Raw genomic sequence first — 24,578 nt, forward strand, 5'->3', positions numbered from 1 at the left:
AGACATCAACAAGTCGGAATGAAAGACAAGATTTTTAAATCAATATTATTTATAGCGTCATGCCTTATTTTGGTTTTGACAGCAGGGGTTATTTATGCTCTGGTTACACAGAGTATAAATGCTTTTTCTGCCTTTGGATTATTCAATTTCATTGGTTCGAGCAACTGGGATTCTGTGAATAACGACTTCGGAGCTCTCCCTTTCATTACAGGCACACTCATAACCTCGCTTCTGGCACTATTTTTCTGTATACCTTTTTCCCTTTCTATCGCATTATTCAATGGCGAGTATTTCAAGAAAACCAAGATAGCCACTGTAGTTAGTTCTATTGTTGATCTTCTGGCAGGAATACCCTCTATTGTTTTCGGTTTATGGGGATTTTATGTTCTACGCCCGATACTGATCGACATGGGATTCAGTGCACAGGGATTCGGCGTATTGCTGGCTTCCATAGTTCTTGCTATAATGATTATCCCTTACGCATCGTCACTCAGTACCGAATTTATATCGATGGTTCCGAGTGAACTCAAAGAGGCTGCATATAGTTTAGGTGCTACTAAAATGGAAGTTATCAAAACCGTTAGTTTACCCGTGTCTATGTCGGGAATTTTTGCAGCATACATTCTGGCACTCGGCAGGGCTTTAGGTGAAACAATGGCAGTAACCATGCTTATCGGAAATACCAACAATATACCCACCCATTTATCCGATACAGGAAATACAATGGCAAGTATTATTGCCAATCAGTTTGGAGAAGCAGATGGTTTGAAATTGAGCTCGCTGATGGCTATCGGATTATTATTATTCCTGATAACAGCAACTATCAATTTTATAGCCAAGTACATATTGAAAATCGTAAATAAATGAAAAAGACACTATTTTCAACCTCACGATACAGACAATTAAAAAGTAAATTGTTCTTTTATACTGTTTGTACTTTTTGCGGAATCACCATGATTCCACTCTTCCTCATCTTGTGGGAGTTAATAAAGAAAGGATATAAACAATTCAACTTTAGTTTATTTACAGAAGTATCGCCTTCGTCAATGGACGCCATGTTAGCTAAAATAAGCGGCGAAGCTATTCCCGGAGGTATTTTGAACGGGCTTACAGGTACACTACTCATCCTTTTATTGGCTATGATTATAGCCATTCCCGTAGGTATCCTGACCGGAATATATCTGGCGGAAAATCAGAAAAAGACATTCAGCAAACTGATACGAAGCTTATCGGACTTGTTACAAGGTATTCCATCTATCGTTATCGGTATTATTGTATATGTATGGGTTGTAAAACCAATGCACAGTTATTCGGCTATTGCCGGAAGTATAGCTCTTGCCGTAATGATGCTACCCATGATTATCCGTGCAACGGAGGAAAGCATCAAGATGCTGCCCACCTCGCTCAAAGAAGCCGGTTTAGCATTGGGAGGCTCATATACATCCGTGGTATTAAAAATTCTTGTACCTTCAGCCTTCGGAGGGTTATTTACCGGATCGCTGCTGGCAGTATCACGTGTAATGGGTGAAACTGCACCGTTATTGGTTACTGTGTTAGGGTCATCTACCGTTAATTGGCACATAACCGAACCCACTAGTGCAATTTCGTTGCTTATCTGGGAATTTTATAACGACCCCAATCTGGCTCCACTGGTGTGGTCATCATCATTATTACTTTTGTTAGTTGTACTTGGTATAAATCTTTTTGCTAAAAGCATTGCTAAAAAATGGAAAATTCAATAAATAACGATAAATATATTCTCGAGTTAAAAGACGTTTCGGTATCTTACAATCCCGAGAAAAAAGCGGTAAGAGACGTAAATGTTGCTATACGCGAACATACGGTTACAGCTATCATGGGACCTTCGGGATGCGGTAAGAGTACCCTTCTGAGAGCTATCAACAGAATGCACGAACTGTACCCCGACATTAAAACAACGGGAGAGATATTGCTCAAAGGCGAAAACATCTTCGACATGAATGCGATGCGTGTAAGACGTCTTGCAGGTATGGTATTTCAACGTCCAAACCCTTTCCCTACAATGAGTATTTATGACAATGTTCTGGCAGGATACAAATTAAATAATATAGGGCTCAGCAAACCGGAGAAAGACGAAATTGTCGAAAACAGTCTGAAAAGTGTTGCTCTTTGGGACGAAGTAAAAGACTCGATGACCCAAAAAGGGAGCTTCCTTTCGGGAGGACAACAACAGCGCCTCTGCATTGCCCGTGCCATAGCACTGAAACCTGAGATACTATTGATGGACGAACCCACATCGGCTCTCGACCCTATATCAACTAATAGAATCGAAGACCTGATCCTTGAACTGAAGCAACAATATACCATAGTGATTGTGACACACAACATGTCTCAAGCGGCTCGGATTTCAGATAATTCGATGTTTATGTATTTGGGGGAACTGATAGAATATGGCACAACTAAACAGATGTTTACCAAACCTAAAGACAAGCGTACCGAAGATTACTTAACCGGTGTATTCGGGTAAAAGTCACAGACTTTTTTATTCAACTATATCCTTAATAAAATTTATAACTGAATACAATTAAAGAAATATGACAACCAATATAAAACTAAAGCAACTAAAGGTATTACTTAACGATTTTGAGCTACTCTCACGTACTGCTTTATTGCAAATGCAGATTGCCGAAAAGGTATTGCAGGATTCAAGCCTAAACGCTCTTTATGAAGAAGCCGAAGCCAACGAAATTATTATGGACAGGCTCGAAATAAAGATCAGGGAAGAGGTCGTTTTCTCGATCTTTCAATTCTCACCTAAAGCTGCCGATCTACGATTGATTATCACCTATCAGGATATAACAACAAACCTAGAAAGGATTGGCGATATGTTGCTGAATGTAATTCATTACACCAAAACAACCTATCAGCAACAACCCGAATTCGAAGAAGAAAAGAAGCAAATATACAAGATGCTTAAATTGGTGGACGAAATGCTCCGCAATGCAATTTTTTCATTCTCGAACGAAGATACCCGTCTTGCCTATCAAGTTATAAAAGACGATGATAAGGTAGACCATCTTTTTTATCAGATCAGCGAATCGCTACAAAGCTCTTTTGCCAATAAGAGTTTGACAAAAGAACAGATTATGAATATAATGCACACCAATGCCATATCTCAAAATCTGGAACGGATTGGAGACAGTGCAACCAATATTGCCGAAGCCACAATATATCTAACAGAAGGTAAAGACATCAGACATGGAAACAACGAATAAAGATATTTCGATACTTATTGTTGATGATGAAGTAGATATCAGGGAGATTTTACAGTTCAACCTCGAAAACGAAGGTTATAAAATAGATCTCGCCGAATCTGCAGAAGAAGCCCTTAAGAAATTAACTTCCGATCATAAACTTATCTTGCTTGATGTGATGATGGGAGGAATATCGGGATTCAAAATGGCCGATCAGCTCCGTAAATCGGGTAATTATACCCCCATCATATTCCTGACAGCGAAAGATACCGAGAACGATATGCTCACCGGATTCTCTATCGGAGGAGACGATTATATATCGAAGCCTTTTTCAATAAAAGAAGTTATCGCACGGGTAAAAACAGTATTGAAACGTACGTCGTCGCCCGCTCAGTTAACCCAAAGTCAGGTATTGGTTATTGGAAACCTGAGCATCGATATGGACATGAAAACGGTTACCGTAAACAGCAAACCGATAGACCTGACAAAGACCGAATTCAATATATTGACTCTTTTAGTAAAAAATACAGGAAAAGTATTCTCGAGAGCCGATATCCTTGCCAAAGCATGGGAAGGGGATGGTATTGTACTCGAAAGAACGGTAGATGTGCATATAGCCCGTTTAAGAAAAAAAATAGGTGTATATGGCGATCATATTATTAACAGGACAGGCTATGGATACAACTTTGTCTCCGAATGAAAATTTTGCATTATCTATATCACCTATAAAAACAATGAGACGCAATGAAACTAAACTATAAGCAACGGATATTCGGGTTTATGTTCATACTGTTTGCTTTCTTCTCGATATGTATTATTATATCGGAACAAAAGCAGGAGAAAAAATACAGAACGGAAGCCCTTGAATCGAAACTGGACAGTTATGTCGAAATCATTCATCAATATATTGCACTCAACCAATCGGGCGATGGCAATATGGCACATGTCGATGAGCTGATTAAGATCTTACCGAAAGAAATAAGGGTTACCATTATAAATGGCGAGGGAAACGTACTTTACGATAAAGATGTTGCCAACGTGAAGACTCTGGATAACCACCTCAACCGACCCGAAGTAAGAAAGGCTCAGTATCAGGATTTCGGAGCTAATATTCGTATGTCGTCATCAACACAGCACGAATATTTATACTACGCCAAATATTTTCAGACTTATTATATCCGGGTGGCTTTACCTTATAGTATAGAAACTCAAAGTGCATTGAAGGCTGATAACTTATTTATATACATCGTCATATCCTTATTTATCATAGTACTATTCTTAGTCAATATAGCAGCTAACCGCTTTGAGAAATCAATCACTAAGCTGAAAGACTTTACATCGAGAATAAAAACAGGCAAACCGCTTCCTGAGGATACTAAGTTTCCTGATGATGAGCTAGGCGACATAAGCAAAGAGTTGGTACATATATTTAATGAAATAGAGAAAAATAAACGGAATGTTGAAGTAGAACGTGAGAAGCTAATCCAACACTTTCAGTATTCTGAGGTTGGGCTTTGTATATTCAATGCCGAATTTCAGAAAATATATGCCAATACTCATTTCATTCAATTTCTGAATCTTATAGCCAATCGTCCGACGTTTGATGTTAATTCATTATTCGAAAACGATGCATTTAAACCTGTATTGGATTTTCTGAATACAAGGCAAAAAGATCATAATTACTCTGCTTCACAATACGAAGTAGGCGGAAAAATCCTGTCGATACAAGTGATTGTTTTCGATGACAAATCGTTCGAAATAACAATCAGAGATATAACCAGAATAGAAAAAAACCGTCTCTTGAAACAGGAGATGACCAATAATATCGCACACGAACTCAGAACTCCTGTGACAAGCCTGCGTGGCTATCTTGAAACTTTAAACGAGCAACATTTACCCGAAGACAAGCAAGCATTCTTTATCAGCAGAGCCTACCTTCAATCTGTCCGCTTATCCAACCTCATCGAGGATGTAAGCCTTATCAGTAAAATAGAAGAAGCACCTGCTCAATTTGCTATGGAACAGGTAAACCTTTCTCTTTTGCTTGACGAACTAAGGATTGACATGGCAAGCAAGCTAAAAGAAAATAACATAGCCCTTTCTATTTCGGTAGATAATGATTTGGTTATACATGGTAACTACACCTTACTATATTCGATATTCCGCAATCTGATGGATAACTCGATAAGTTATGGAGGATCCAATATAGAAGTACATATCAACAATTATATGAAAGATGATAAATATGTGTATTTCTCTTTTTACGATACAGGAAGTGGTGTTCCCGAACAATATCTAGGTCGCTTGTTTGAACGGTTTTATCGTGTAAACGAAGGACGGACACGTGATTCGGGAGGATCTGGACTTGGACTATCCATCGTAAAAAATGCTGTACTGCTTCATAAAGGCGAGATTCAGGTTAAGAATCGATTGGATGGAGGCTTGGAATTTCTGTTCACTTTGAAGCGATAAAAGCGATCTATTTATATCTTTGCTTTTTATAACGATAGAGACGTAATTAATTGCGTCTCTATCCTAAATATAAGAATCTATGATAATAACTATTTCCCCAGCCAAAATACTGGATTTTGAAAGTCCTGCAACAATAGAGAAAAAAACAAAGCCTCATTTCGAAAAAGATGCCGATTATTTAAACGACATACTAAAGGATTTATCAGCTAACGAAATAGGGACTTTAATGAACATCAACCCTAAAATAACACTTGATGTTTATCAGTATGTACAATCTTTCGGTATGGGTAGAGCACCGAAAAAACAAGCTGCTCTTGCCTATAATGGAATGGTATATCTGGGATTAGACAGTAAAACCTTTAGCGAAAGCGACTGGGAGTTTGCTCAAAAACACCTCACTATCTTATCAGGATTATACGGGGCATTAAAGCCTTTGGATGTGATACACCCTTATCGATTAGAGATGCACACCAAAGTGGTTAACGACAGAGGGGGTGATCTATATGCTTACTGGAAAAAGACTTTGACCGAACACCTAGCTAAACAGCTCAAAACCAATGGTAATATTTGGCTAAACCTAGCTTCGAATGAATATAGCAAAGTAATCGACAAAAAAGCTCTTGGTAAGAATGTACGTATAATAACACCATCTTTCAAACAAGATACCCCGAAAGGCTACAAGCAAATAGTAGTATACGCTAAAAAAGCAAGGGGATTGATGAGTCGCTTTGTAATTCAGAACCGGATTACAACGATTGAAGATTTAAAACACTTCGATACCGAAGGATACTCTTTTTCGCCTTCCTTATCAAATGGCGATGATTGGGTATTTATCCGCTAGGGTCGCAGACCCTTTTGTGGCTCCGCATAGTATACATGGGACTCTGTAAATTAATAAAAGGGTCTGCGACCCTTAACGTTTGCTTTTGAAGAAGTCTTGCATCAATTGGGCACATTCCTTTTCGAGAACACCCGATACAATAGTAGTTTTAGGATGTAATGATTTGGGAGAAATCAATGAGTAGCCTCTTTTAGGATCAGCAGCCCCATATACGATGCGAGTTATCTGCGACCAACCTAAAGCTCCTGCACACATCGGACAAGGCTCTACTGTTACATAAAGAGTGCAATCAATAAGATACTTTCCACCCAATACATTGGCAGCGGCAGTGATAGCCTGCATTTCGGCATGAGCCGTAACATCATTTAATGTTTCCGTAAGATTATGAGCTCTGGCTATAATTCGGTTCTGACATACAACAACTGCCCCGATAGGCACCTCGTCTTTCTCATATGCATATTTAGCCTCATTAAGAGCCTGACGCATAAAAGACTCATCGTTTAATATCGTTGTTGTCATCGGCGCATTTCATTTTCTCCGAAAAGGGTCGGATAATCCAGTTCGAGATTCTTGAGAACGTGAGCCAACACAGTTTCTCGCAACCAGCGCGATTTATTGGATATCTTATACTTCTTCATGTATAAAGATATCAGATTATACTCTTCGTCACTCAACGAAAAGTTTGCTTGCTTGGTACGAACCGCAGCTATCTGTTTCTGTTTTGGCTTCATCGGTGCAAAAATAGCTTGCTTTAAGCGAATATAAAAATAAATAGAATAATTTTACGTCTATATCTATATAAACTTGCAGTAATGGATAAACAACTTCTCAGATCTTTTTGGCAAAACATCCTTACCTATAATTGGAAATTGGGGATTCTGCTGATACTTTTATTCGGTATACCCCGATTTATTATCGTTCTCGAAGCCAATATTTCGGGAAGTTACGGTTTGGTATCTATTATATTTATGCTCATGTGGATCACCCCTTTTATCCTAATGAATAAAAAAGGCAGAACGTATATCGGCATAAGAAAACCTCAGAATTACAAATGGTTACTCTATTCTTTTCTGATTGGATCCGCCTTTTGCTCATTCATGTTTGTCAGCTCGCATCTGTTATTCGGAGATTCCATCAGCAATAGTTTTGTATATATTTCAAAATCATATACACTTCCTACGGGTGAACTAACAGCAATTAACAAACTGATTCTCTTCGTAACATTTTCTCTTACAGGAATGACTTTTAGCCCGATCGGCGAAGAGTTTCTATATAGAGGTGTTATTCACGGGAGTTTTGTAGAAAGATTCGGAGAACAAAAAGCATCCTTATTCGACAGTCTTGCTTTTTCGATCACTCATCTGGCACACTTCGGTATTATCTACAATTTAGGCAAATGGGACTTTTTATTTTTCCCTGCTCTGCTTTGGGTATCAGGTATGTTTATTTTAAGTCAATTACTCTTTAGATGTAAGCAAATGACCGGTTCTATATGGGGAGCCGTAATCGGCCATGCAGGTTATAATTTTGGAATGATGTATTGGATCTTCTATCATATATTTTAAGCCGATGAAAAGAGGACACGCCGATTTACCGCTGCATTACGGAACTGTACCGCCTTGGCTTGCACAACGCATGAGCCATCTCGGTGGGGCTATTGTAGAGGCTATTGTTATTGAATATGGACGCACTGCTCTATTACAAAAGCTGAGCGATCCGTTCTGGTTTCAGTCCTTAGGCTGCGTATTGGGTATGGACTGGCATTCGTCAGGCATTACGACTTCGGTTATGAATGCTTTAAAGAAAGCAATCAATGTACGTTCTGCTGAATTGGGCGTATATATCTGTGGTGGACGTGGCAAAGCATCACGTCAGACTCCTACGGAGCTTATAGCTGTTGCCAACCGAACAGGATTAAACGGAACAGAACTTGTTACAGCCAGCCGCCTATCTGCTAAAGTAGACAATACCGCCATACAAGACGGATTTCAATTATATCTTCATTCTTTTGTTGTGACTGTCGAAGGCGAATGGGCAGTTATTCAACAGGGTATGAACCCCAATGAAAAGATGGCACGCCGCTATCATTGGATGTCGGAAAACGTAAAATCTTTTACCGAAGAACCCCACTCCTATATTTATGGAAAGAATCAAGGATTGATACTGAATCTGACGGACAAAGATGCACGCCCTTTAAAATCGGGTATATTAGATTTGACTAAAGAAAATCCAGATAAATTGATGCGAGAAATATCTTTAATTATGCCCAATCATCACGAGGTACAAGCAAAAGATGTCAACCTGAAACGATTGGGAGCAGCTCTTGCTTTAGCCCACGAAACAAATGTACAGGACATAGAATCGCTTTTACTATTGGAGGGTGTAGGACCTCGTACCGTACAATCGTTGACCTTGGTAAGTGAGGTCATACATGGTTCCCCCTCTCGCTTTTCGGATCCTGCCCGATTTAGTTTTGCTCATGGTGGTAAAGACGGTCACCCTTTTCCGGTTCCTTTAACCATATATGACGAAACTATCGAAATATTCGATAAGGCTGTTCACCTCTCCCGATTGGGAGAAAAAGACAAATCGGATGCGTTAAGAAATTTATCCAAAATTGCTCAGGAGATGGAACGGGGATTTACTCCTAATAATAATTTTGATGCTATCGTTCAAAAAGAAAGAGACGAGTCATACCTTTACAGAGGTAAAACGGTCTTTGGTGATGCTAAAAAGCCCGATAAACCTAAAGGAAATATTCAACTCAATTTGTTTGATTGATCTGATTAACAGCCCTTATCTATCTTTAGAGAAAAGGATCTTCTTTTTTGATGATTTTTTTCATGCAAACATCTTGTTTCAGTAAAAAAAATATATATCTTTGCACCGCAAACAAAATGGTGATTGTAGCTCAGTTGGTTAGAGCGCCTGATTGTGGTTCAGGAGGTCGCGGGTTCGAGCCCCGTCTTTCACCCTCAGCATAAAAGCATTCTTGATTCATTTCAAGAATGCTTTTTTATTTCACTATTTTTACATACGTTTGTAATAATAAAATATACAACTAAAGGTCGCAAACCCTTTTATTGCTTTGGCAAGTATAATAACTAAGTCACTAAAAAAAAAACATCACATATGACTAAAAAATTACTAAACCTGACGAAAGTAGCCTTATTAATATTCTCAATTTCTTTTTTATTGGGATCATGTACGAAGGATAACTATATAACTCCAGAAGGAGAATTTGCATATGTACTCCTTAAAGATAACATAACTATAAATGCGAATCAATGGACTTGGGATGTTACAACTGCACGATATAAAGCCTCTGTGTCTTTTCCAGAATTACGGAAAAATGATTATGAAGCAGGGATGGCAGTAGGAAATATATTTATAACAGGTAAAGACGGGAAGGAAGGTGTTTATCCTCTGCCTTATATAAGATCTTACTTTGATTCTGATGGTTTTCCATTTACTGAGACTATTTCATGTGCATTATCATATGACAAAAAGAATGTTGAATTCTATATAGAACCATCTGACAAATTCGAAGATCCTGATGCTCCTGATACATATTATTTTAAAGTTGCTCTTATTTTCAACTTCATTTACTAAAGTTAGAAGTATATATTATATTAACGCCTGTAAAATTACAGGCGTTTTCTTTTTCTAATCCAATTCTAATCTTGCCTTAACAAACATCTAATACACCTCAAAAACGCCTCTAATCTTAGGACGATATATTTGCAACACAAAATATTGATTCCGAAAGATGAGAAAATACCTATTACTACTAGTAAGCATTTTAAGTCTAGCCAATAGCTACGCACAAGAACCGCAAGTGCTAAAACTTTCAGCCGAACAGGTCGAAGCATTATTCCTAAAACAAAACCTGCAACTTATAGCCGAGCATCTGAATATTGATTTGGCAGATGCCGCCATTATACAAGCTAAATTATGGGATAACCCCGAAATATCTGTCGGACAAATCAACCTATGGAGTACTGACAGGCAACGTGAGGGCGAAAAAGAAGTGATCCCTCCCCTATTCGGTTCTTTTGGACGAAATACTCAATTCTCGGTAGAACTGAGTCAACTGATTCAAACCGCAGGCAAAAGAGGAAAGCTGGTAAAACAAGAAAAGGTTTCTAAAGAAATAGCTATTCAGGAGTTCGAAGAAGTTTTCAGAGGACTAAAAATCGAACTTCGTAAATCAATCAACGAAATCGTCTATCTACAAGCTTATCAAAAAGTTCTCGTACAACAAGAAGAGTCTCTAGGACAACTAATCACAGCTTATCAGAAGCAAGTAGCACAGGGTAATATAGCCAAAAGCGAATTACTCAGATTGCAATCGTCCTTACTCGAATTAGAAAACGAATCAAACGATATCCAAATAGACCTTAACGAACAGCAAAAAGGTCTTAAAACACTACTCAATGTTACTCCTTCGGTTGTCATCGTGATAGAAGACAACGCACAAACTGTACAAGACCCAAACAATTTATCGTTAGCTAATCTGCTTGACATGGCTTCAGAATTTCGTCCTGATGTAAAAGCTTCAAGATTGCAGACGCAGTTTCATGAAAAGTCGCTGGCATACGAAAAGGCTCAGCGTATTCCCGACCTTACTGTAAGTGCAAATTATGACCGTTATGGTGGTGTTTGGAAAGATTTTGTTGGCTTTGGTGTAAGTTTCGATATCCCTTTTTTCAACCGTAATCAGGGAAATATAAAGGCTGCACGTATCAGTCGAGATCAAAGTATTCACCTGGCAGAACTTCAACAAAATCAGGCACAACACGAAGTAGCCGAAGCTTATGGCAACTATGCTTTAGCCTATCGGTTCTACAAGCGTGTAAGCGAAAACAGTTTGCTATCGGAACTTGACGGCATGCTCACCGTATATACTAAAAACCTGCTGAATAAAAACATCAGTATGCTTGAATTTATCGACTTTATGGATTCTTATAAAACCAATAAAGAAACCCTTCTGTCGGCTCGTAAAAAGGTAAATACACAATTCGAGGAACTACAATACACGGTAGGATCGGATATAAAATAAGGCTATAAGTAATCGAAAGAACTAAAACATATGATAAAGAGACAAATCACATTCACCGTCGCAGCTCTACAAATACTGCTCCTTGCATCTTGTGGAGGCAAGTCTGATATAAACAGCGGAAATAATAAGCTGGAAATTAAGCAGGCCTTTCTTCAAAATGTAAAAACAACCAAAGCCGTATTGAGCAACCAAGAGGAAGAATTAACTCTGACAGGAAAAGTTGAATATGACCCCGACAAGGTTATCAATTACGTACCTATGATCGGAGGAATTATAGAGCGTTCGTATTTTTCTCTAGGCGATAAAGTCCAAAAAGGGCAAACACTTCTCGACATCAGAAGTACCGAGTTGAGTTCCCTGCAATCGGAACGTGTTGGTCTCGAATCGGATGTTAAGATTGCAGAGCGTGAATTAAAAACCGCCAAAGCCATGTTTGACGACAATATGCTGTCTGAAAAAGAACTGATGGAGGCACAAGCCAAACTAAGTCAGGCACAAGCCGCATACAGTAAAATACAAACCGATATGTCGGTATTCGGATCTAATAAAGGAAACGGAACATTCTCCATCAAAGCTCCCATGAGTGGCTATATTGTCAGCAAGAATGCTTCATCGGGAAGTACTGTATCAGCAGACGGCGACCCTTTATTCATTATTGCAGACCTAAGTACTGTATGGATTACGGCCAATGTATATGCAAGTAATCTGCTGTTTGTTAAAGAAGGGCAGGAGGTGAAAATTACCACCCTATCCTATCCGGGCGAAATTTTCTATGGAAAGATAAACTCATTGTCACAGGTATTTGATCCTGAAGAAAAAGTTCTTAAGGCTCGCATCGTGATGCCCAATAAAGACCTGAGGTTAAAACCTGAAATGTCTGCCGTAATCAGATTAAAGAATGAAACTCATAACAAACTGGTATCAATTCCATCAGAAGCATTGGTTTTTGATAACGACCGCTACTATGTAGTTGTTGAGGAATCACCGGATAATTTTGTATCGAAAGAAGTTACCCTCAGCGGACATCACAACAATGTATCTTATGTTACTTCGGGAATATCAGAAGGAGAAAACATAGTTATAAAAAATCAATTACTGATATATACTGGTCTTAAAGATTAATATATAGAACTGCTTACATATTCAGGCAAGCATAACAATCATAAACTAAACTGTTAGTGCTTTTCAATATATCATAAAACATTACTAGATATCTATATAGTATGCACAAATTTGTAGAAAATATAATAGCATTTGCCCTACGTAATCATATACTTGTACTTTTTCTGACAGGTATACTATTTATAGCAGGTATTGTATGCTACTTAAATACGCCTATTGAGGCCTATCCGGATGTAACCAATACCCGTGTCAAGATTATTACTCAATGGCAGGGACGTAGTGCCGAAGAGATCGAAAAGTTTGTAACCTTACCCATCATGCGGGAAATGAATACTATTCCCCGTAAAACAGATGTACGCTCGACGTCGTTATTCGGATTGTCAGTAGTATCTGTTGTTTTCGAAGATGGAGTAGATGATTTCTACGCACAACAGTATGCCTCGAACCGTATGCAGGGGCTCGAACTACCTGAAGGAGCAGAAGCGGGAATAGAACCTCCATCGGGTGCAACAGGAGAAATATATCGCTATGTCATCAAAAGCGATTTACCCATACGCGAAGTAGCTGCTCTTAACGAATGGGTCATCCAACGAGAACTATTATCTGTACCCGGAGTAGCCAGCATAGCTAGTTTTGGTGGAGAAGAGAAGATGTTCGAAATAAAAGTAAACCCTGCCGAACTCAACAATTACGATCTGTCTCCTTTAGCGGTATTCGAAGCCGTTTCGAACAGTAATATAAACGTAGGTGGAGACATTATACAAAAAGGAAGTCAGGCATTTGTTGTCAGAGGCGTAGGGTTACTCGAAAGCGTAGAGGACATCGAAAATATCCTTATCGAGGTAAAAGGCGGTACCCCCATCCGTGTAAAACAAGTAGCATCGGTAAGCGTTGCTTCAAAACCCCGGCTGGGACAAGTAGGTCTTGACGGAGATGATGACGTAGTCCAAGGTATCGTAATCATGCTTCGGGGACAAAACCCGAGTGATGTAATTGTCAATCTAAAAGAAAAAATAGCAGAACTTAACGAAAGAATATTACCCGAAAATGTAAAAATAGAACCTTTTCTCGACCGCACAACTTTAGTGGACTCCACTGTAAATACAGTTATCAGAAATTTGCTCGAAGGCATAATCTTGGTTTCCATAGTGGTATTTATCTTCCTTTTCAACTGGCGAACAACTCTGATCGTAGCTACAGTGATTCCACTATCGTTTTTATTTGCCATCGTTATGCTCCGTATACAAGGATTACCGGCTAATCTTATTTCGATGGGGGCTCTCGACTTCGGCTTACTTCTGGAGGGGACACTCGTTATAGTCGAGATTATTTTCGTGGAGATGGAAAAACGATCTGCTTTACTTCAAGGCAGGTACGAAAATACGTTGAAAAGCGGACTTATCAAGAAAAGTGCCGGAACCGTTGCATCACATATTTTCTTTGCCCAATTGATTTTGGTTGTGGCACTGTTCCCCATCTTCTCATTCCAGAAAGTAGAAGGTAAAATGTTCTCACCACTCGCTTTCACATTAGGATACGCACTTTTAGGATCTCTTATCCTTAGTTTAACCTATGTTCCCGTGATGTGCAAAGTTCTATTGACAAAACCTTTGAAAGAGAGAACTAATTTTATCAGCCGATTTTTCACCTCAACTTTATATAAGATATACGAGTTCGGTACACGATATCGGAAAGGAACCATTATTGCGTTCTGTATCCTATTATCGTTATGCGTTGCCAGATTCTGTTATTGGGGTACCGAATTTATACCAAGTATGAACGAAGGAGCAATCTATATCCGTGCGACTTTACCGAACAGTGTGAATCTGGACGAATCGGTAAAGATCACCAAACAGATGAAAAAGAAACTGCGAAATTTCGGTGAAGTGGAGTTTGTTCTTTCACAAACAGGACGCCCTAATGATGGAACCGATGCTACAGGATTTTTCAATATAGAGTTTCATACTCAATTGAAACCCGAGAAAGACTGGAATCGCAAAATAAGTAAAGATGATCTGATTAACGAAATAAAGGATTCACTCGATATATATCCCGGTGTTATCTTTGGGTTCAGCCAACCCATACAGGATAATGTTGAAGAATATGTTGCAGGAGTAAAAAGCTCATTGGTTATCAAAATATTCGGGAACGACCTGCACCAGTTAGAGGATCTTGCCAATCAAACGGCAGCTTCCATTAAAGATGTTAAAGGGATAGAAGATGTAAATGTCTTTAAGAGTATAGGTCTTCCCGAATTACAAATCAAATTAGACGAAGCACGCATGGCTCGCTATGCAGTATCTATGGCAGATGCACAAGCTGTGGTAGAAATGGCTATCGGAGGAAAATCGGCGACTAAATTCTACGAAGACGAACGTACTTTTGATGTAAATATCCGTTTTCAAAAAGAGTATCGCGATAATGAAGACAAGATAGGTAATATTCTTATTCCAACGATGGATGGAAAACAGGTTCCTTTAAAAGAGATTGCCGATATTACTTTCATTACAGGCCCTACATTTATTTACAGGGATGGTAACAGCCGATATGTTGGAATAGGATTCAGTATACGTGATCGCGATTTAGGATCTACCATTGCAGAAGCTCAAAAGAAAGTAGCGGAAAATGTGCAACTGAAACCTGAAAATAAGATGCAGTGGGCAGGTGAATTCGAGAGCCAACAACGGGCAACCAAGCGTTTGATGGTCATTGTTCCTGCTGCATTACTACTGATATTGTTTCTTCTTTATATGAACTTCGGCACCATTAAAGATACCCTTATTGCAGCCAGTGCCATGCCTTATGCCTTTATTGGAGGATTTATATCGTTATGGGTAACCAATACGACATTCGGAATATCGGCAGGAATAGGCTTTATTATTCTGTTCGGTATAACGGCAATTGATAGTATTCTGCTGATTGCATTGATGAAAAGTAAAATGCAAAGAAGCCATAACCTACGATTGGCTATTGACGAAGCTGTACACAGCCGGGTAAGACCGGTACTGATGATTGCCCTTATGGGATCAATGGGATTATTTCCGGCAGCCATGTCAACCGGAATGGGTTCTGAAATACAAAGACCACTTGCTATTATGATCGTAGGAGGGATACTGATTTGTATGTTATTATCGTTTACCGTCTTGCCGCAAGTATTCTACTTTGCTTACAGACGAGATAAAAGACTAAGATAATCCCCCTTTATTACATTGATAAGAGACAGACCTATGTGTTTACCCGTTGAGGACAGGCATATGGGTCTTCTCTACAACTAAAGAATGTTAACAATAAATAGGTGTAATTTGCTAAAAAAGAAACTAACCTCAATAAAAAAAATATTATTTTTAGATTTCAAACTAAAATAAACTGTTTATTGTTGTATTCCATAGTTATAACTAACTTTAGCTATTATACTCACCAAAGCAATAAAAAGGTCTGAGACCTTAATCAAATGGCTGTTTTATGGAGTTACTTCTCGTAGAAGATAATATACGCATCAGCGAGTTCATGGTTAAAGGACTTGTGGAAAGTGGCTTTTCAGTCGTTCTGGCTGAAAATGGAACTGATGCACGAAGCCTGATCAGTCAACGGGAATGGGATTTGATTTTACTGGATATAATGCTACCCGATATCGATGGTATAGAGCTCCTACAATACACACGCTATAAAAAAATCAATACCCCTATTCTCGTTGTCAGTGCTTTGGGCGAACCCGATGACAAGGTAAAAGCTCTCGATTATGGAGCCGACGATTATCTGGCAAAACCTTTTCATTTCAAAGAACTGATTGCTCGTATAAATGCTCTGACACGCAGAGCCAAATTAAATTACAATACACCCTCTGAAATACTTGAATGTGACGATCTTAAACTTTATATAGACGAACATCGCATAGAAAGAGGCAATACCGAGATAAAACTGACCCTTCAGGAATTTAAGCTACTTAAAATTCTGATGGAGAATAAAAATAAGGTACTGCCCCGTAGCCAGATTCTCGATTCGGTATGGGGTATCAACTATGATTCAAATACCAATGTAGTAGATGTATACATATCGTATCTGCGAAATAAAGTTGATATCGAAGGTCATACCAAATTGATAGAAACAATCAAAGGAAGAGGATATATGATTAGAACTCACAATGAATGAGGTATCTGATTTTCAAATAATACTGCACTAGATACTTATTGTTACTCAACATATGAAAGTACAAACTCGTTTAAGTCTGTTTTGCTCTATTGTATTCGGAGTGGTTTTTGCCATACTATCTCTCCTTATCTATGGATTATATTATAATAATGTTGAAAAATCTATCTATCAAAGCTTAAAAAAAACAGTTCAGATTACCGCTCTTTTTTACCTCGAAGAAGATGAGCTAAATAGCAAAGACTTTGCTAAAATTAGAAAGCAATTCGAAGAAGCGGTTTCTGATTCTTATTATCAGATATATAACGAAAACGACCAGGTTAGTTATGGAGCTAAACCTGCAGATATTCCACCACATATACTCGACCGTATACGTAAAGAAAAACAGTTGTCTTTTTCGACCGATGAATTTTTATGTAATGGGATTTTCTATGAAGATAACCAAGGTGATTTTGTAGTCATCACTAAAAAGAAGAAAGAAGATCTCAATGAGCAAGTAAATCAGCTTTTATGGGTTCTCTTAGCAGCTTTTGTAATAGGACTATTAGCCATCATAGGATTAAGCAGATGGGTTTCACATGTGGCGTACCGCCCATTCAGAAAGGTAATAGATCAGGTAAATAGCATCTCAACCAAAAATTTGGATGTACAGATAGAATCACCACAGACCAAAGATGAGTTACAGGATCTTACCGATACATTTAATGAACTTTTAAATAAACTATCCGAAACATTTATCATACAAAAGAATTTTGTGAATTATGTATCTCACGAATTTAAAACACCTTTGGCTTCGATATTGGGCAATCTCGAAGTCTTTTCGATAAAAGACCGTACCCCAGAGGAGTATAAACAGCTATCAAATAAATTGATACAACAAATTTATCAATTAGAGGAAATATTGAATATCTTAATTGTTATATCTGATCTAAGGGAAGATTCAGACATTAGAGCACAAATAAGGATTGATGATCTTATATGGGAAATAATAAGCAAAATATCAAACCGTTATACAGGATCAAAAATTAGAGTAAACGTAGATATCCTTCCCGAAGATGAACAGCTATTGTCTATCAATAAAGATAAAACACAGTTACTTATGGCTATGTTTAATCTGATAGAAAATGCAGTAAAATACTCTCAAGGGAACACTGTGGATATTCAACTCTCGAAAAAAGAAGATAATCTTTGCATAGCAATTGCTGATAAAGGAATAGGTATACCTTCCGATCAATTAGACAATATTAGCAAACCATTTTATCGGGCAGATAATACCAATAAAATACAAGGCAGCGGCATCGGATTATCGATAGCCTTACGTATTCTTGAAAAAAACCGGATCAAGTATGAAATTATCTCAGAAGAGAATAAAGGAACTACAATTATCCTAATTTTTTCGGGTACTTAAAATATTTACAAGAGAAACCATACCTCACATTTATACCTGATCGATGTCTGAATCCAGACGATAAAGATCAAAACCTTCAGCCCAATAATCTTTAACTATTTCTCGGATCTTCAGTCCGAACTTTTCATAAAAAGGGTAAACCAATTGTGATGTTCTGACAGAAATAGTTTTTATACCATCAATCTCTTTCATTTTTTTGATCCTAAATCTGGTCAATGCACTTCCATACCCTTTTCCCTATTTTTGGGTATCGAAAATATCCCACGAAATTCTCCCTGTTTCTCCATCGTCCGACAGGTTGAATCCTCCGCACCCTACTATCACATTATCGACCTCTACCACATAATAATTATCTGCATAATTATCTAAATAATAGATAAGGTCACACTCTTCATCGGGAGAAAAATACTCCGGCGTATTCAATCTCAGCAAATCTATGATTTTCGTCCGATCTGATTCTTTATGCTTTCGTATAATCATATTAATATTAAGTACTGGAAAATAATCTGTAAGAATACAAAAATAAAGGTTTACAGATAAAATAGAACAACAAAAAGAGAGTAATGAATAAATAAAAATAGATATTTGTGTCAATTATAAAGGAATCGAGACGAACCATTACCCATTACCGATTGTTCTTCTCTGATGAGTAATCATAATTATGAACAATTTTATCTGATTAAAGCAGGATGATAGAGAAAATAATAAAATATCAGGTAATAAATTTACGCTATTTGCTTATTGTCCCTTTTTTACTATCCTGCATATTAGTTACAGCTCAGGATACGGAACAAAGCAGGCAGATAATAAAAAATATTCAAGATCTATCCGAGAAAGACAGCCTTCCTGATGCTAAAGATATTATTTTAAAGGTTATAGAACAATATGGTGAAAAAGGTTATAAGAGTGAGCCTTTTTATTTTCATAATCTCTATCGAAAAACATCGGTTGATGCTGTTTTGAACAAAGATTCTATAGAGTCTCAACTTGCTCATATGCGAAATAGTTCTGACCTTATATCGAGATTTGTTATCAGACCGTTCGATTTTTCGTTTCAATATGCACGCTCTAATGGCAAATCGGATGAAGCAAATGTGACCGTCTTATTGTTTGAAGACTATAAATCTATATTTGCAGATAACCTTAACAAAAAAAGAGGACAGACCATTCATGCGTCACAAAATAACGGAATCTTTGAAACTATTGGACATAAGAATATTTCTTATTTTCTGGACGAGATATTTGGGGATATAAACCTTTTTAAGGAGACCAATGACATTATGTTACTTGCTTTTAAGGGACCACTCCACGAATCAAATACAGAAACTTATACGTATAAATTACTTGGACAAAAACAAATCGATGGTCAGACCTGCAATGAAATTGCATTCTTCTGTACTAATATGAAAGAGAATGCCTTTGCCGGAAATCTATACACTTCCATTGGAGAAAACCCGAAGCTAATAAAAGCTCAATTTACATTCAATAACAGAGAGAGTGCTAACTTTTTAAAAGATATACTCTTAACCCATAGTTTTAGTTTGCAGGATTCAATCATTATTCCCGTCAAGCAAGAAAGTATATTATTAATAGGAGACGATGCAAACAGAATGATGGCTGCCAAACGGACGGACATCTTTCTCAATTATAATTTTGACAAGCCTGACCAAAACATAAGATGGGGAGTCAGTAGAGAAAAAGGCTATTTTAGAAGAGATACTACTTTTTGGACAACTATCAGACCCATACCTTTAACTAACTCACAAAAGCAGATCGGTAATTTAGAACAGGCTGCAGACAGCAGTAAAAGGTTCAGACGATTAGAAAGAGTCATTTCATTGGTTCTCAGTGGCTCTTACAGCCTTGGCGGAATAGAGGGGCCGGTTGAACTCGGACCTTTAACCCATTTTTTAAGTTACAACGATATGGAAGGGCTAAGGATCAGAGTAGGAGGAAATACCACCATCAGATTCTCTGATCAATTTCAGTTGGGAGGATACATAGCCTATGGAACTAAAGATACCAGAGTAAAACACCAAGCCAATTTAGTATATTCGCTTTCTCCTAAACAGAAATATCTTTGGGAATACCCTAAAAAATTATTCTCTTTTACCTATGCATCGGATCTAAATATTCCGGGGCAGGATATGCTATTGATGAACCGAGATCATTTCGCACAATCTTTTACTCATGCTCCAACCAATAACATGTCGTTACAAAGAATTGGATTATTGACATTTGAGAGTGAGAACAGCAGTAACTTAACATATAAAATAGGTGGTAAGATCACCTATGACAAACCTTTAGGTGTTGTACAATATGTAAGAGCTATAAGTCCGACGGATACTACCGTTATCGACAATATAACAAGCAGCGATCTTATACTATCGTTACGTTTTGCTCCGGGAGAAAGGTTTATTCAAAGAAAAGAAAAACGAACAGCTATTCGTAGAGCTGCTTTCGAACTTGATGTTACCTACCGCAGAGGTATTAAAGGGTTATTTGGTGCTGATTATGGATATAATGCTGTTAATTTTAATCTTTTCAGAAGATTTGATTTTACTCGAAATATTGCTCAGGTAGATACCTATTTATCAGGAGGCAAAATCTGGGGACGTGTACCATTTCCGCTTTTATTTATACCTGAGGGGAATCAAAGTTACGTATTTAACAGCAGAGCGTACAACGTAATGAATTTCTATGAGTTTGCTACAGACCGTTTTATAGCAGGTAGCGTTAATTCGACATTCGATTGGTCACCCATCCGATTATTCAACCCCAATAATAAAATAAAAATATGTGTGGGATCGAAAATAATATACGGACCGCTTTCTGAAGAAAATGATCCAGCATATCATCCTGATCTTTTCATGTTTAATAATGGCATCAGGGCTCTGGGTAATACGCCTTATGCCGAATTTAACATCGGGTTAGCCAATATATTTAATATGATCCGCATTGATTATTCTCGCAGATTAACATACCTCGATTCGGATGACACTACAGAGGGAAATAAAATAACAAGGGGAACTATTTTATTTTCGGGAAGTTTCTCTTTTTAGTTTCTAATACCAACGTAGTAGATTACCATTTTAAACCAATATATTTCGAATGCCTAGTAAAGTTTTCAAATAAGCAAGAAGCTCACTCTCTTGTGAAAACTTCATTCAAACCCACAGATAATATACTAAAAATATGCAATCTATAGATGGGAATCTGCTGAATATCGGAACACATAAAATTCCTGTCACACGTAATTTTCGGGATAAAGTATTAAATGTTATACTCAATAACAAGTTGACTTCAGGACAAAAGAGATAAAAATGTAGCTCGGCAACAAAAAACCTAAAATTCTCTTAGCAGTTAATTAATATTCAAAAGCCTCTTAAACAGAGAATTATTGGATACAATTATGTTTCCCGATCCTTTTAATTCCGTATATAGTCCTAGTCCTTCAGATAGAGTAGCCATAGGAATATTAACATCAACTCTGACTTCTGATTTATCATCTTCAATTGAATATATTCGGGCAACCGTTCCCTCAACTTCTTTTCCTATATGATCCTGAGATCCTTGCAATTCTATTTTCACTCTTTGTCCAGACTTTACTTCATGTATCTTTTTGCTATTAATATAACCTGTTGCATATAGTTTTTGGACATCTGGGATAACAGCAGAAATAATATCATCTTTATTTAGAAAAGAGTTTTTCTCACAATTCGGGATTAAAGTACCCGAAGTATTAGCATGTATATCCACTAAAGTTCCATCCTTTGTTCTCAAAAAACCAATCACTTGCCCTTGTTTTATATGATCAAAAGCTATCAGCTCAATAATTCCGGCATCAGGCGCTTTTATTATCTCATTTTCAGGCATACCTATAATATTTACCCTAAGAGGTATAGTTTCGGGAAAAGTCAATAAATTAGCTATTACAAAAGCTACAGCTATAACAATAGCAATAATTGCTATTCCTTTTCGTAGAAGTACAGGTGGCACTTCACCTATAATACTTCTCACTTTCTCGCTACGCAATTCAACGCTTTTTCTTTCCTGCAAGTTCTGATTCATATTAATTTCCTAATTCTAATTGGTTTTTAACTAATTGGTAATATCTACCTCTATTTTGAGTTAATGTTTCGTGGTTACCCTGTTCCACAATCTCTCCATTATCAAGAACAACAATTTGGTCTGCATTTTTTACGGTACTTAACCTGTGTGCTACGATGACTACTGTTTTTCCTTGATAAAATTTCTCGAGGTTTTCTACAATTTCTTTCTCATTATTTGCATCCAGAGCATTTGTAGCCTCATCGAAAAATAAAAACTGAGGATTTTTATATACTGCACGTGCTATTAACAAGCGTTGTTTTTGACCTTGGCTTAATCCCTGACCTTCTTGCCCTACAACTGTGTTATAAGACAAAGGTAATTGAGTTATAAAGCGATCAATATTTGCTACTCTCGCAGCATGCTCTAATTTCTCAATATCGATTTCATCATCTGAAACAGCAATATTTCGGGCAATAGAGTCTGAAAATATAAAACCATCCTGCATTACTGCTCCACACTGGCTTCGCCACCAGGTAAGATTAAATTCATTTAAAGAAGAATCCCCTATAGTAATACTACCTTCCGAAGGAGAATAATTGCTCAATAAGAGTTTTATTAACGTTGTTTTCCCACTCCCGCTTGCTCCTACGATTGCTGTAATTTTCCCTTGAGGTATCTCCAGATTAAGACCATTTAATATTTTTTTAGAGTAAGGCCCTTCGTATTGAAATACAACATTCTTGATATGAATTACTTTCTTTAATTCATCCGAAGTTTCTACTACTGTTGTTTTGCTATCATTTTCTTCATCTTCTTTATTATGGATTTCATTCATCCTCTCCAAACTGATACTTACATCTTGCCATTGATAAATGAAATTCATTATTTGCTCGATAGGAGAGTTTAATTGCCCTATAATATATTGAGTAGATAACATCATACCCAATGTAAGTTCTCCATGTATAACAGCTGTTGCTGCAAGAATTGTTATCAGTATGTTTTTCGCTTCATTGATACAGATGCTTCCTGCTTCTTGTGTCTGTTGTAACGACAAAGATTTGAGATTTACATCAAAAAGATCAGCTTGTGTATCTTCCCATTCCCAACGTTTTCGTTGTGCACATCCTTGTAGTTTGATCTCTTGCATACCATTGATTAATTGGTATGTTTTACTACGATTTATAGCTTGTTGCTCAAAATATTTGTAATCCAATATCCTCCGACGTTTGAGAAAAAAGAATATCCAAATACCGTACATAATACTACCAATAGCAAAAACGGCAAATATCTCCAGACTGTATACTAATAAAACTATTCCAAATATAATAAAGCTAAATAAGGAAAATACAAGGTTTAATGTTTGTGCTGTTAAAAATCGCTCTATACGGTTATGGTCGTCAATGCGCTGCAAGAGATCTCCCAATAATTTGGTATCGAAGAAACTCATCGGAAGTTTCATTAGTTTGATGAAAAAATCGGAAACTAGAGATATGTTAATACGCGTACTTATATGCAAGAGTATCCGTCTACGAATGAAATCAATACTTGCTCGTCCCAAAAGTAACATTAGCTGAGCGAGTAGCACCAACCAAACAAAGCTTATATCACGATTGCCGATACCGGCATCTACAATTGATTGAGTTAAGAAGGGAAATATTAGCTGTAATAAACTACCAACAAACAGACCTATTAGCAATTGAGTAAAGAACCTCTTATACCTCAGAAAGTATTTCCCCAAGAATTTCAGTTTGTTACTAGGGGTCACCTTCTTTTCGCTGGCTTGTTCATAAAATAGGTTGGTTGGTTCTAGCAATAATGCAATGCCTTTTTCTTCGCCATTAGATTGTGTACTCACCCAATGACGGGTAAATTCCTGTTGCGTATATTGCAGTAAGCCCATTCCCGGGTCGGCTACAAAAACAGTATACCCTTTCTTTTGTTTTTTTATTTTATGAACAACAACAAAATGATCCTGATTCCAGTGAGCAATACAAGGAAGAGGTGCTTTTTCTGCAAGCTTTTCAAAAGTAAAACGTCCTCCAAGCGACCGAAATCCTATTTTTTCAGCAGCTTTACTAATTCCCAGAAGGGACACCCCGTCTCTACTTACAAATGTACTACTACGGAGAGTTTCTAGTGAGAAATCACATCCATAATGTGAACTGATCATCTTTAAGCAAGACGGACCACAATCCATTGCATCTGGCTGAATATATATTGGAAATTTTTTCATAATATTTA

23 protein-coding genes and 1 tRNA gene are annotated in these 24,578 nt (G+C 37.4%); 18 read left to right on the plus strand and 6 right to left on the minus strand.

From position 1 onward, the window contains the following. Positions 1 to 18: 18 nt before the first annotated feature. The 7 genes from pstC (at position 19) to yaaA (ending at position 6,546) form a co-directional block, all read left to right on the plus strand. Entirely contained in the window at positions 19 to 867 is an 849-nt protein-coding gene (gene pstC / locus G7051_RS04300) for a phosphate ABC transporter permease subunit PstC (RefSeq protein WP_166198772.1), read from the plus strand. Beyond that, complete coding sequence (gene pstA / locus G7051_RS04305; protein ID WP_166111619.1) at positions 864 to 1,742, plus strand: phosphate ABC transporter permease PstA; 879 nt, start codon at positions 864 to 866, stop codon at positions 1,740 to 1,742. The genes pstC and pstA overlap by 4 nt, the downstream gene beginning before the upstream one ends. Further along, complete coding sequence (gene pstB, locus G7051_RS04310; RefSeq protein ID WP_166198774.1) at positions 1,727 to 2,506, plus strand: phosphate ABC transporter ATP-binding protein PstB; 780 nt, start codon at positions 1,727 to 1,729, stop codon at positions 2,504 to 2,506. The genes pstA and pstB overlap by 16 nt, the downstream gene beginning before the upstream one ends. A gap of 67 nt (positions 2,507 to 2,573) precedes the next feature. Continuing rightward, a complete protein-coding gene (phoU, locus tag G7051_RS04315; protein ID WP_166198776.1) occupies positions 2,574 to 3,254 on the plus strand; it encodes a phosphate signaling complex protein PhoU in 681 nt (226 codons plus the stop codon). Beyond that, a complete protein-coding gene (locus G7051_RS04320) occupies positions 3,238 to 3,933 on the plus strand; it encodes a response regulator transcription factor (RefSeq protein WP_166111628.1) in 696 nt (231 codons plus the stop codon). Before phoU ends, G7051_RS04320 begins: the two co-directional genes overlap by 17 nt. A gap of 44 nt (positions 3,934 to 3,977) precedes the next feature. Then, complete coding sequence (locus G7051_RS04325; RefSeq protein WP_166198778.1) at positions 3,978 to 5,705, plus strand: cell wall metabolism sensor histidine kinase WalK; 1,728 nt, start codon at positions 3,978 to 3,980, stop codon at positions 5,703 to 5,705. Positions 5,706 to 5,784: 79 nt separating this feature from the next. Next, positions 5,785 to 6,546, plus strand: coding sequence for a peroxide stress protein YaaA (yaaA, locus tag G7051_RS04330; RefSeq protein ID WP_166198780.1), 762 nt, complete (start codon positions 5,785 to 5,787; stop codon positions 6,544 to 6,546). A 72-nt stretch (positions 6,547 to 6,618) separates the two neighbouring features. On the opposite strand, the gene G7051_RS04335 is transcribed toward yaaA, so the two are convergent. Together G7051_RS04335 and G7051_RS04340 are read right to left on the minus strand one after the other, a co-directional pair. Next, complete coding sequence (locus G7051_RS04335) at positions 6,619 to 7,065, minus strand: nucleoside deaminase (RefSeq protein ID WP_166198782.1); 447 nt, start codon at positions 7,063 to 7,065, stop codon at positions 6,619 to 6,621. Beyond that, a complete protein-coding gene (locus G7051_RS04340) occupies positions 7,062 to 7,277 on the minus strand; it encodes a hypothetical protein (RefSeq protein WP_166111638.1) in 216 nt (71 codons plus the stop codon). The genes G7051_RS04335 and G7051_RS04340 overlap by 4 nt, the downstream gene beginning before the upstream one ends. An 81-nt stretch (positions 7,278 to 7,358) precedes the next feature. On the opposite strand from G7051_RS04340, the gene G7051_RS04345 reads away from it, so the two are divergent. The 9 genes from G7051_RS04345 (at position 7,359) to G7051_RS04385 (ending at position 18,284) form a co-directional block, all read left to right on the plus strand. Further along, a complete protein-coding gene (locus G7051_RS04345; protein ID WP_166198784.1) occupies positions 7,359 to 8,111 on the plus strand; it encodes a CPBP family intramembrane glutamic endopeptidase in 753 nt (250 codons plus the stop codon). A 4-nt stretch (positions 8,112 to 8,115) separates the two neighbouring features. Further along, on the plus strand, positions 8,116 to 9,327 hold the full coding sequence (locus G7051_RS04350; RefSeq protein WP_166111644.1) for a DUF763 domain-containing protein: 1,212 nt from the start codon (positions 8,116 to 8,118) through the stop codon (positions 9,325 to 9,327). A 118-nt stretch (positions 9,328 to 9,445) separates the two neighbouring features. Continuing rightward, positions 9,446 to 9,521, plus strand: a tRNA-His gene (locus G7051_RS04355). Positions 9,522 to 9,678: 157 nt separating this feature from the next. Next, the gene (locus tag G7051_RS04360; RefSeq protein WP_166198786.1) at positions 9,679 to 10,158 is read left to right on the plus strand and encodes a hypothetical protein; all 480 of its coding nucleotides are present in this window, start codon (positions 9,679 to 9,681) and stop codon (positions 10,156 to 10,158) included. 157 nt (positions 10,159 to 10,315) lie between these two features. Further along, positions 10,316 to 11,608, plus strand: coding sequence for a TolC family protein (locus G7051_RS04365; RefSeq protein ID WP_166198788.1), 1,293 nt, complete (start codon positions 10,316 to 10,318; stop codon positions 11,606 to 11,608). 30 nt (positions 11,609 to 11,638) lie between these two features. After that, on the plus strand, positions 11,639 to 12,730 hold the full coding sequence (locus G7051_RS04370) for an efflux RND transporter periplasmic adaptor subunit (protein WP_166198790.1): 1,092 nt from the start codon (positions 11,639 to 11,641) through the stop codon (positions 12,728 to 12,730). Between the two features lie 101 nt (positions 12,731 to 12,831). After that, entirely contained in the window at positions 12,832 to 15,924 is a 3,093-nt protein-coding gene (locus G7051_RS04375) for an efflux RND transporter permease subunit (RefSeq protein ID WP_166198792.1), read from the plus strand. 268 nt (positions 15,925 to 16,192) lie between these two features. Beyond that, on the plus strand, positions 16,193 to 16,879 hold the full coding sequence (locus G7051_RS04380) for a response regulator transcription factor (protein WP_166198794.1): 687 nt from the start codon (positions 16,193 to 16,195) through the stop codon (positions 16,877 to 16,879). A 52-nt stretch (positions 16,880 to 16,931) separates the two neighbouring features. Further along, positions 16,932 to 18,284, plus strand: coding sequence for a HAMP domain-containing sensor histidine kinase (locus tag G7051_RS04385; RefSeq protein WP_166198796.1), 1,353 nt, complete (start codon positions 16,932 to 16,934; stop codon positions 18,282 to 18,284). A gap of 30 nt (positions 18,285 to 18,314) precedes the next feature. On the opposite strand, the gene G7051_RS18245 is transcribed toward G7051_RS04385, so the two are convergent. After that, the gene (locus G7051_RS18245; RefSeq protein WP_255493314.1) at positions 18,315 to 18,476 is read right to left on the minus strand and encodes a hypothetical protein; all 162 of its coding nucleotides are present in this window, start codon (positions 18,474 to 18,476) and stop codon (positions 18,315 to 18,317) included. 45 nt (positions 18,477 to 18,521) lie between these two features. Beyond that, positions 18,522 to 18,764 carry a GNAT family N-acetyltransferase gene (locus G7051_RS18250; protein ID WP_255493315.1) on the minus strand — a complete coding sequence of 81 codons (243 nt, stop codon included), beginning with the start codon at positions 18,762 to 18,764 and terminating at the stop codon, positions 18,522 to 18,524. Positions 18,765 to 18,973: 209 nt separating this feature from the next. Here G7051_RS18250 and G7051_RS04395 point away from each other — a divergent pair, with 209 nt between their 5' ends. Together G7051_RS04395 and G7051_RS18255 are read left to right on the plus strand one after the other, a co-directional pair. Next, entirely contained in the window at positions 18,974 to 21,346 is a 2,373-nt protein-coding gene (locus tag G7051_RS04395) for a DUF5686 family protein (RefSeq protein ID WP_166198797.1), read from the plus strand. Between the two features lie 133 nt (positions 21,347 to 21,479). Beyond that, positions 21,480 to 21,605 carry a hypothetical protein gene (locus G7051_RS18255; RefSeq protein WP_255493316.1) on the plus strand — a complete coding sequence of 42 codons (126 nt, stop codon included), beginning with the start codon at positions 21,480 to 21,482 and terminating at the stop codon, positions 21,603 to 21,605. A 42-nt stretch (positions 21,606 to 21,647) separates the two neighbouring features. Here the strand turns inward: G7051_RS18255 and G7051_RS04400 are convergent, their stop codons facing one another. Together G7051_RS04400 and G7051_RS04405 are read right to left on the minus strand one after the other, a co-directional pair. Further along, on the minus strand, positions 21,648 to 22,355 hold the full coding sequence (locus G7051_RS04400; protein WP_166198798.1) for an HlyD family secretion protein: 708 nt from the start codon (positions 22,353 to 22,355) through the stop codon (positions 21,648 to 21,650). Position 22,356: 1 nt separating this feature from the next. Further along, positions 22,357 to 24,570 carry a peptidase domain-containing ABC transporter gene (locus G7051_RS04405; RefSeq protein ID WP_166198799.1) on the minus strand — a complete coding sequence of 738 codons (2,214 nt, stop codon included), beginning with the start codon at positions 24,568 to 24,570 and terminating at the stop codon, positions 22,357 to 22,359. Positions 24,571 to 24,578 lie beyond the last annotated feature (8 nt).

Source organism: Dysgonomonas sp. HDW5B (genome assembly GCF_011299335.1).
Classification (GTDB): Bacteria; Bacteroidota; Bacteroidia; order Bacteroidales; family Dysgonomonadaceae; genus Dysgonomonas_A.

What these genes read in the sequence shown, in the direction of transcription:
- G7051_RS04360 (WP_166198786.1), top strand. Translation starts at nt 9,679, where the DNA reads ATGACTAAAAAATTACTAAACCTGACGAAAGTAGCCTTATTAATATTC.
- pstB (WP_166198774.1), top strand. Translation starts at nt 1,727, where the DNA reads ATGGAAAATTCAATAAATAACGATAAATATATTCTCGAGTTAAAAGAC.
- G7051_RS04385 (WP_166198796.1), top strand. Translation starts at nt 16,932, where the DNA reads ATGAAAGTACAAACTCGTTTAAGTCTGTTTTGCTCTATTGTATTCGGA.
- pstA (WP_166111619.1), top strand. Translation starts at nt 864, where the DNA reads ATGAAAAAGACACTATTTTCAACCTCACGATACAGACAATTAAAAAGT.
- G7051_RS04340 (WP_166111638.1), bottom strand. Translation starts at nt 7,277, where the DNA reads ATGAAGCCAAAACAGAAACAGATAGCTGCGGTTCGTACCAAGCAAGCA.
- G7051_RS04370 (WP_166198790.1), top strand. Translation starts at nt 11,639, where the DNA reads ATGATAAAGAGACAAATCACATTCACCGTCGCAGCTCTACAAATACTG.
- G7051_RS04345 (WP_166198784.1), top strand. Translation starts at nt 7,359, where the DNA reads ATGGATAAACAACTTCTCAGATCTTTTTGGCAAAACATCCTTACCTAT.
- G7051_RS04325 (WP_166198778.1), top strand. Translation starts at nt 3,978, where the DNA reads ATGAAACTAAACTATAAGCAACGGATATTCGGGTTTATGTTCATACTG.
- G7051_RS18245 (WP_255493314.1), bottom strand. Translation starts at nt 18,476, where the DNA reads ATGAAAGAGATTGATGGTATAAAAACTATTTCTGTCAGAACATCACAA.
- yaaA (WP_166198780.1), top strand. Translation starts at nt 5,785, where the DNA reads ATGATAATAACTATTTCCCCAGCCAAAATACTGGATTTTGAAAGTCCT.
- G7051_RS04320 (WP_166111628.1), top strand. Translation starts at nt 3,238, where the DNA reads ATGGAAACAACGAATAAAGATATTTCGATACTTATTGTTGATGATGAA.
- G7051_RS04335 (WP_166198782.1), bottom strand. Translation starts at nt 7,065, where the DNA reads ATGACAACAACGATATTAAACGATGAGTCTTTTATGCGTCAGGCTCTT.
- G7051_RS04400 (WP_166198798.1), bottom strand. Translation starts at nt 22,355, where the DNA reads ATGAATCAGAACTTGCAGGAAAGAAAAAGCGTTGAATTGCGTAGCGAG.
- G7051_RS04405 (WP_166198799.1), bottom strand. Translation starts at nt 24,570, where the DNA reads ATGAAAAAATTTCCAATATATATTCAGCCAGATGCAATGGATTGTGGT.
- G7051_RS18255 (WP_255493316.1), top strand. Translation starts at nt 21,480, where the DNA reads ATGCAATCTATAGATGGGAATCTGCTGAATATCGGAACACATAAAATT.
- G7051_RS04350 (WP_166111644.1), top strand. Translation starts at nt 8,116, where the DNA reads ATGAAAAGAGGACACGCCGATTTACCGCTGCATTACGGAACTGTACCG.
- G7051_RS04380 (WP_166198794.1), top strand. Translation starts at nt 16,193, where the DNA reads ATGGAGTTACTTCTCGTAGAAGATAATATACGCATCAGCGAGTTCATG.
- G7051_RS04395 (WP_166198797.1), top strand. Translation starts at nt 18,974, where the DNA reads ATGATAGAGAAAATAATAAAATATCAGGTAATAAATTTACGCTATTTG.
- pstC (WP_166198772.1), top strand. Translation starts at nt 19, where the DNA reads ATGAAAGACAAGATTTTTAAATCAATATTATTTATAGCGTCATGCCTT.
- phoU (WP_166198776.1), top strand. Translation starts at nt 2,574, where the DNA reads ATGACAACCAATATAAAACTAAAGCAACTAAAGGTATTACTTAACGAT.
- G7051_RS18250 (WP_255493315.1), bottom strand. Translation starts at nt 18,764, where the DNA reads ATGATTATACGAAAGCATAAAGAATCAGATCGGACGAAAATCATAGAT.
- G7051_RS04375 (WP_166198792.1), top strand. Translation starts at nt 12,832, where the DNA reads ATGCACAAATTTGTAGAAAATATAATAGCATTTGCCCTACGTAATCAT.
- G7051_RS04365 (WP_166198788.1), top strand. Translation starts at nt 10,316, where the DNA reads ATGAGAAAATACCTATTACTACTAGTAAGCATTTTAAGTCTAGCCAAT.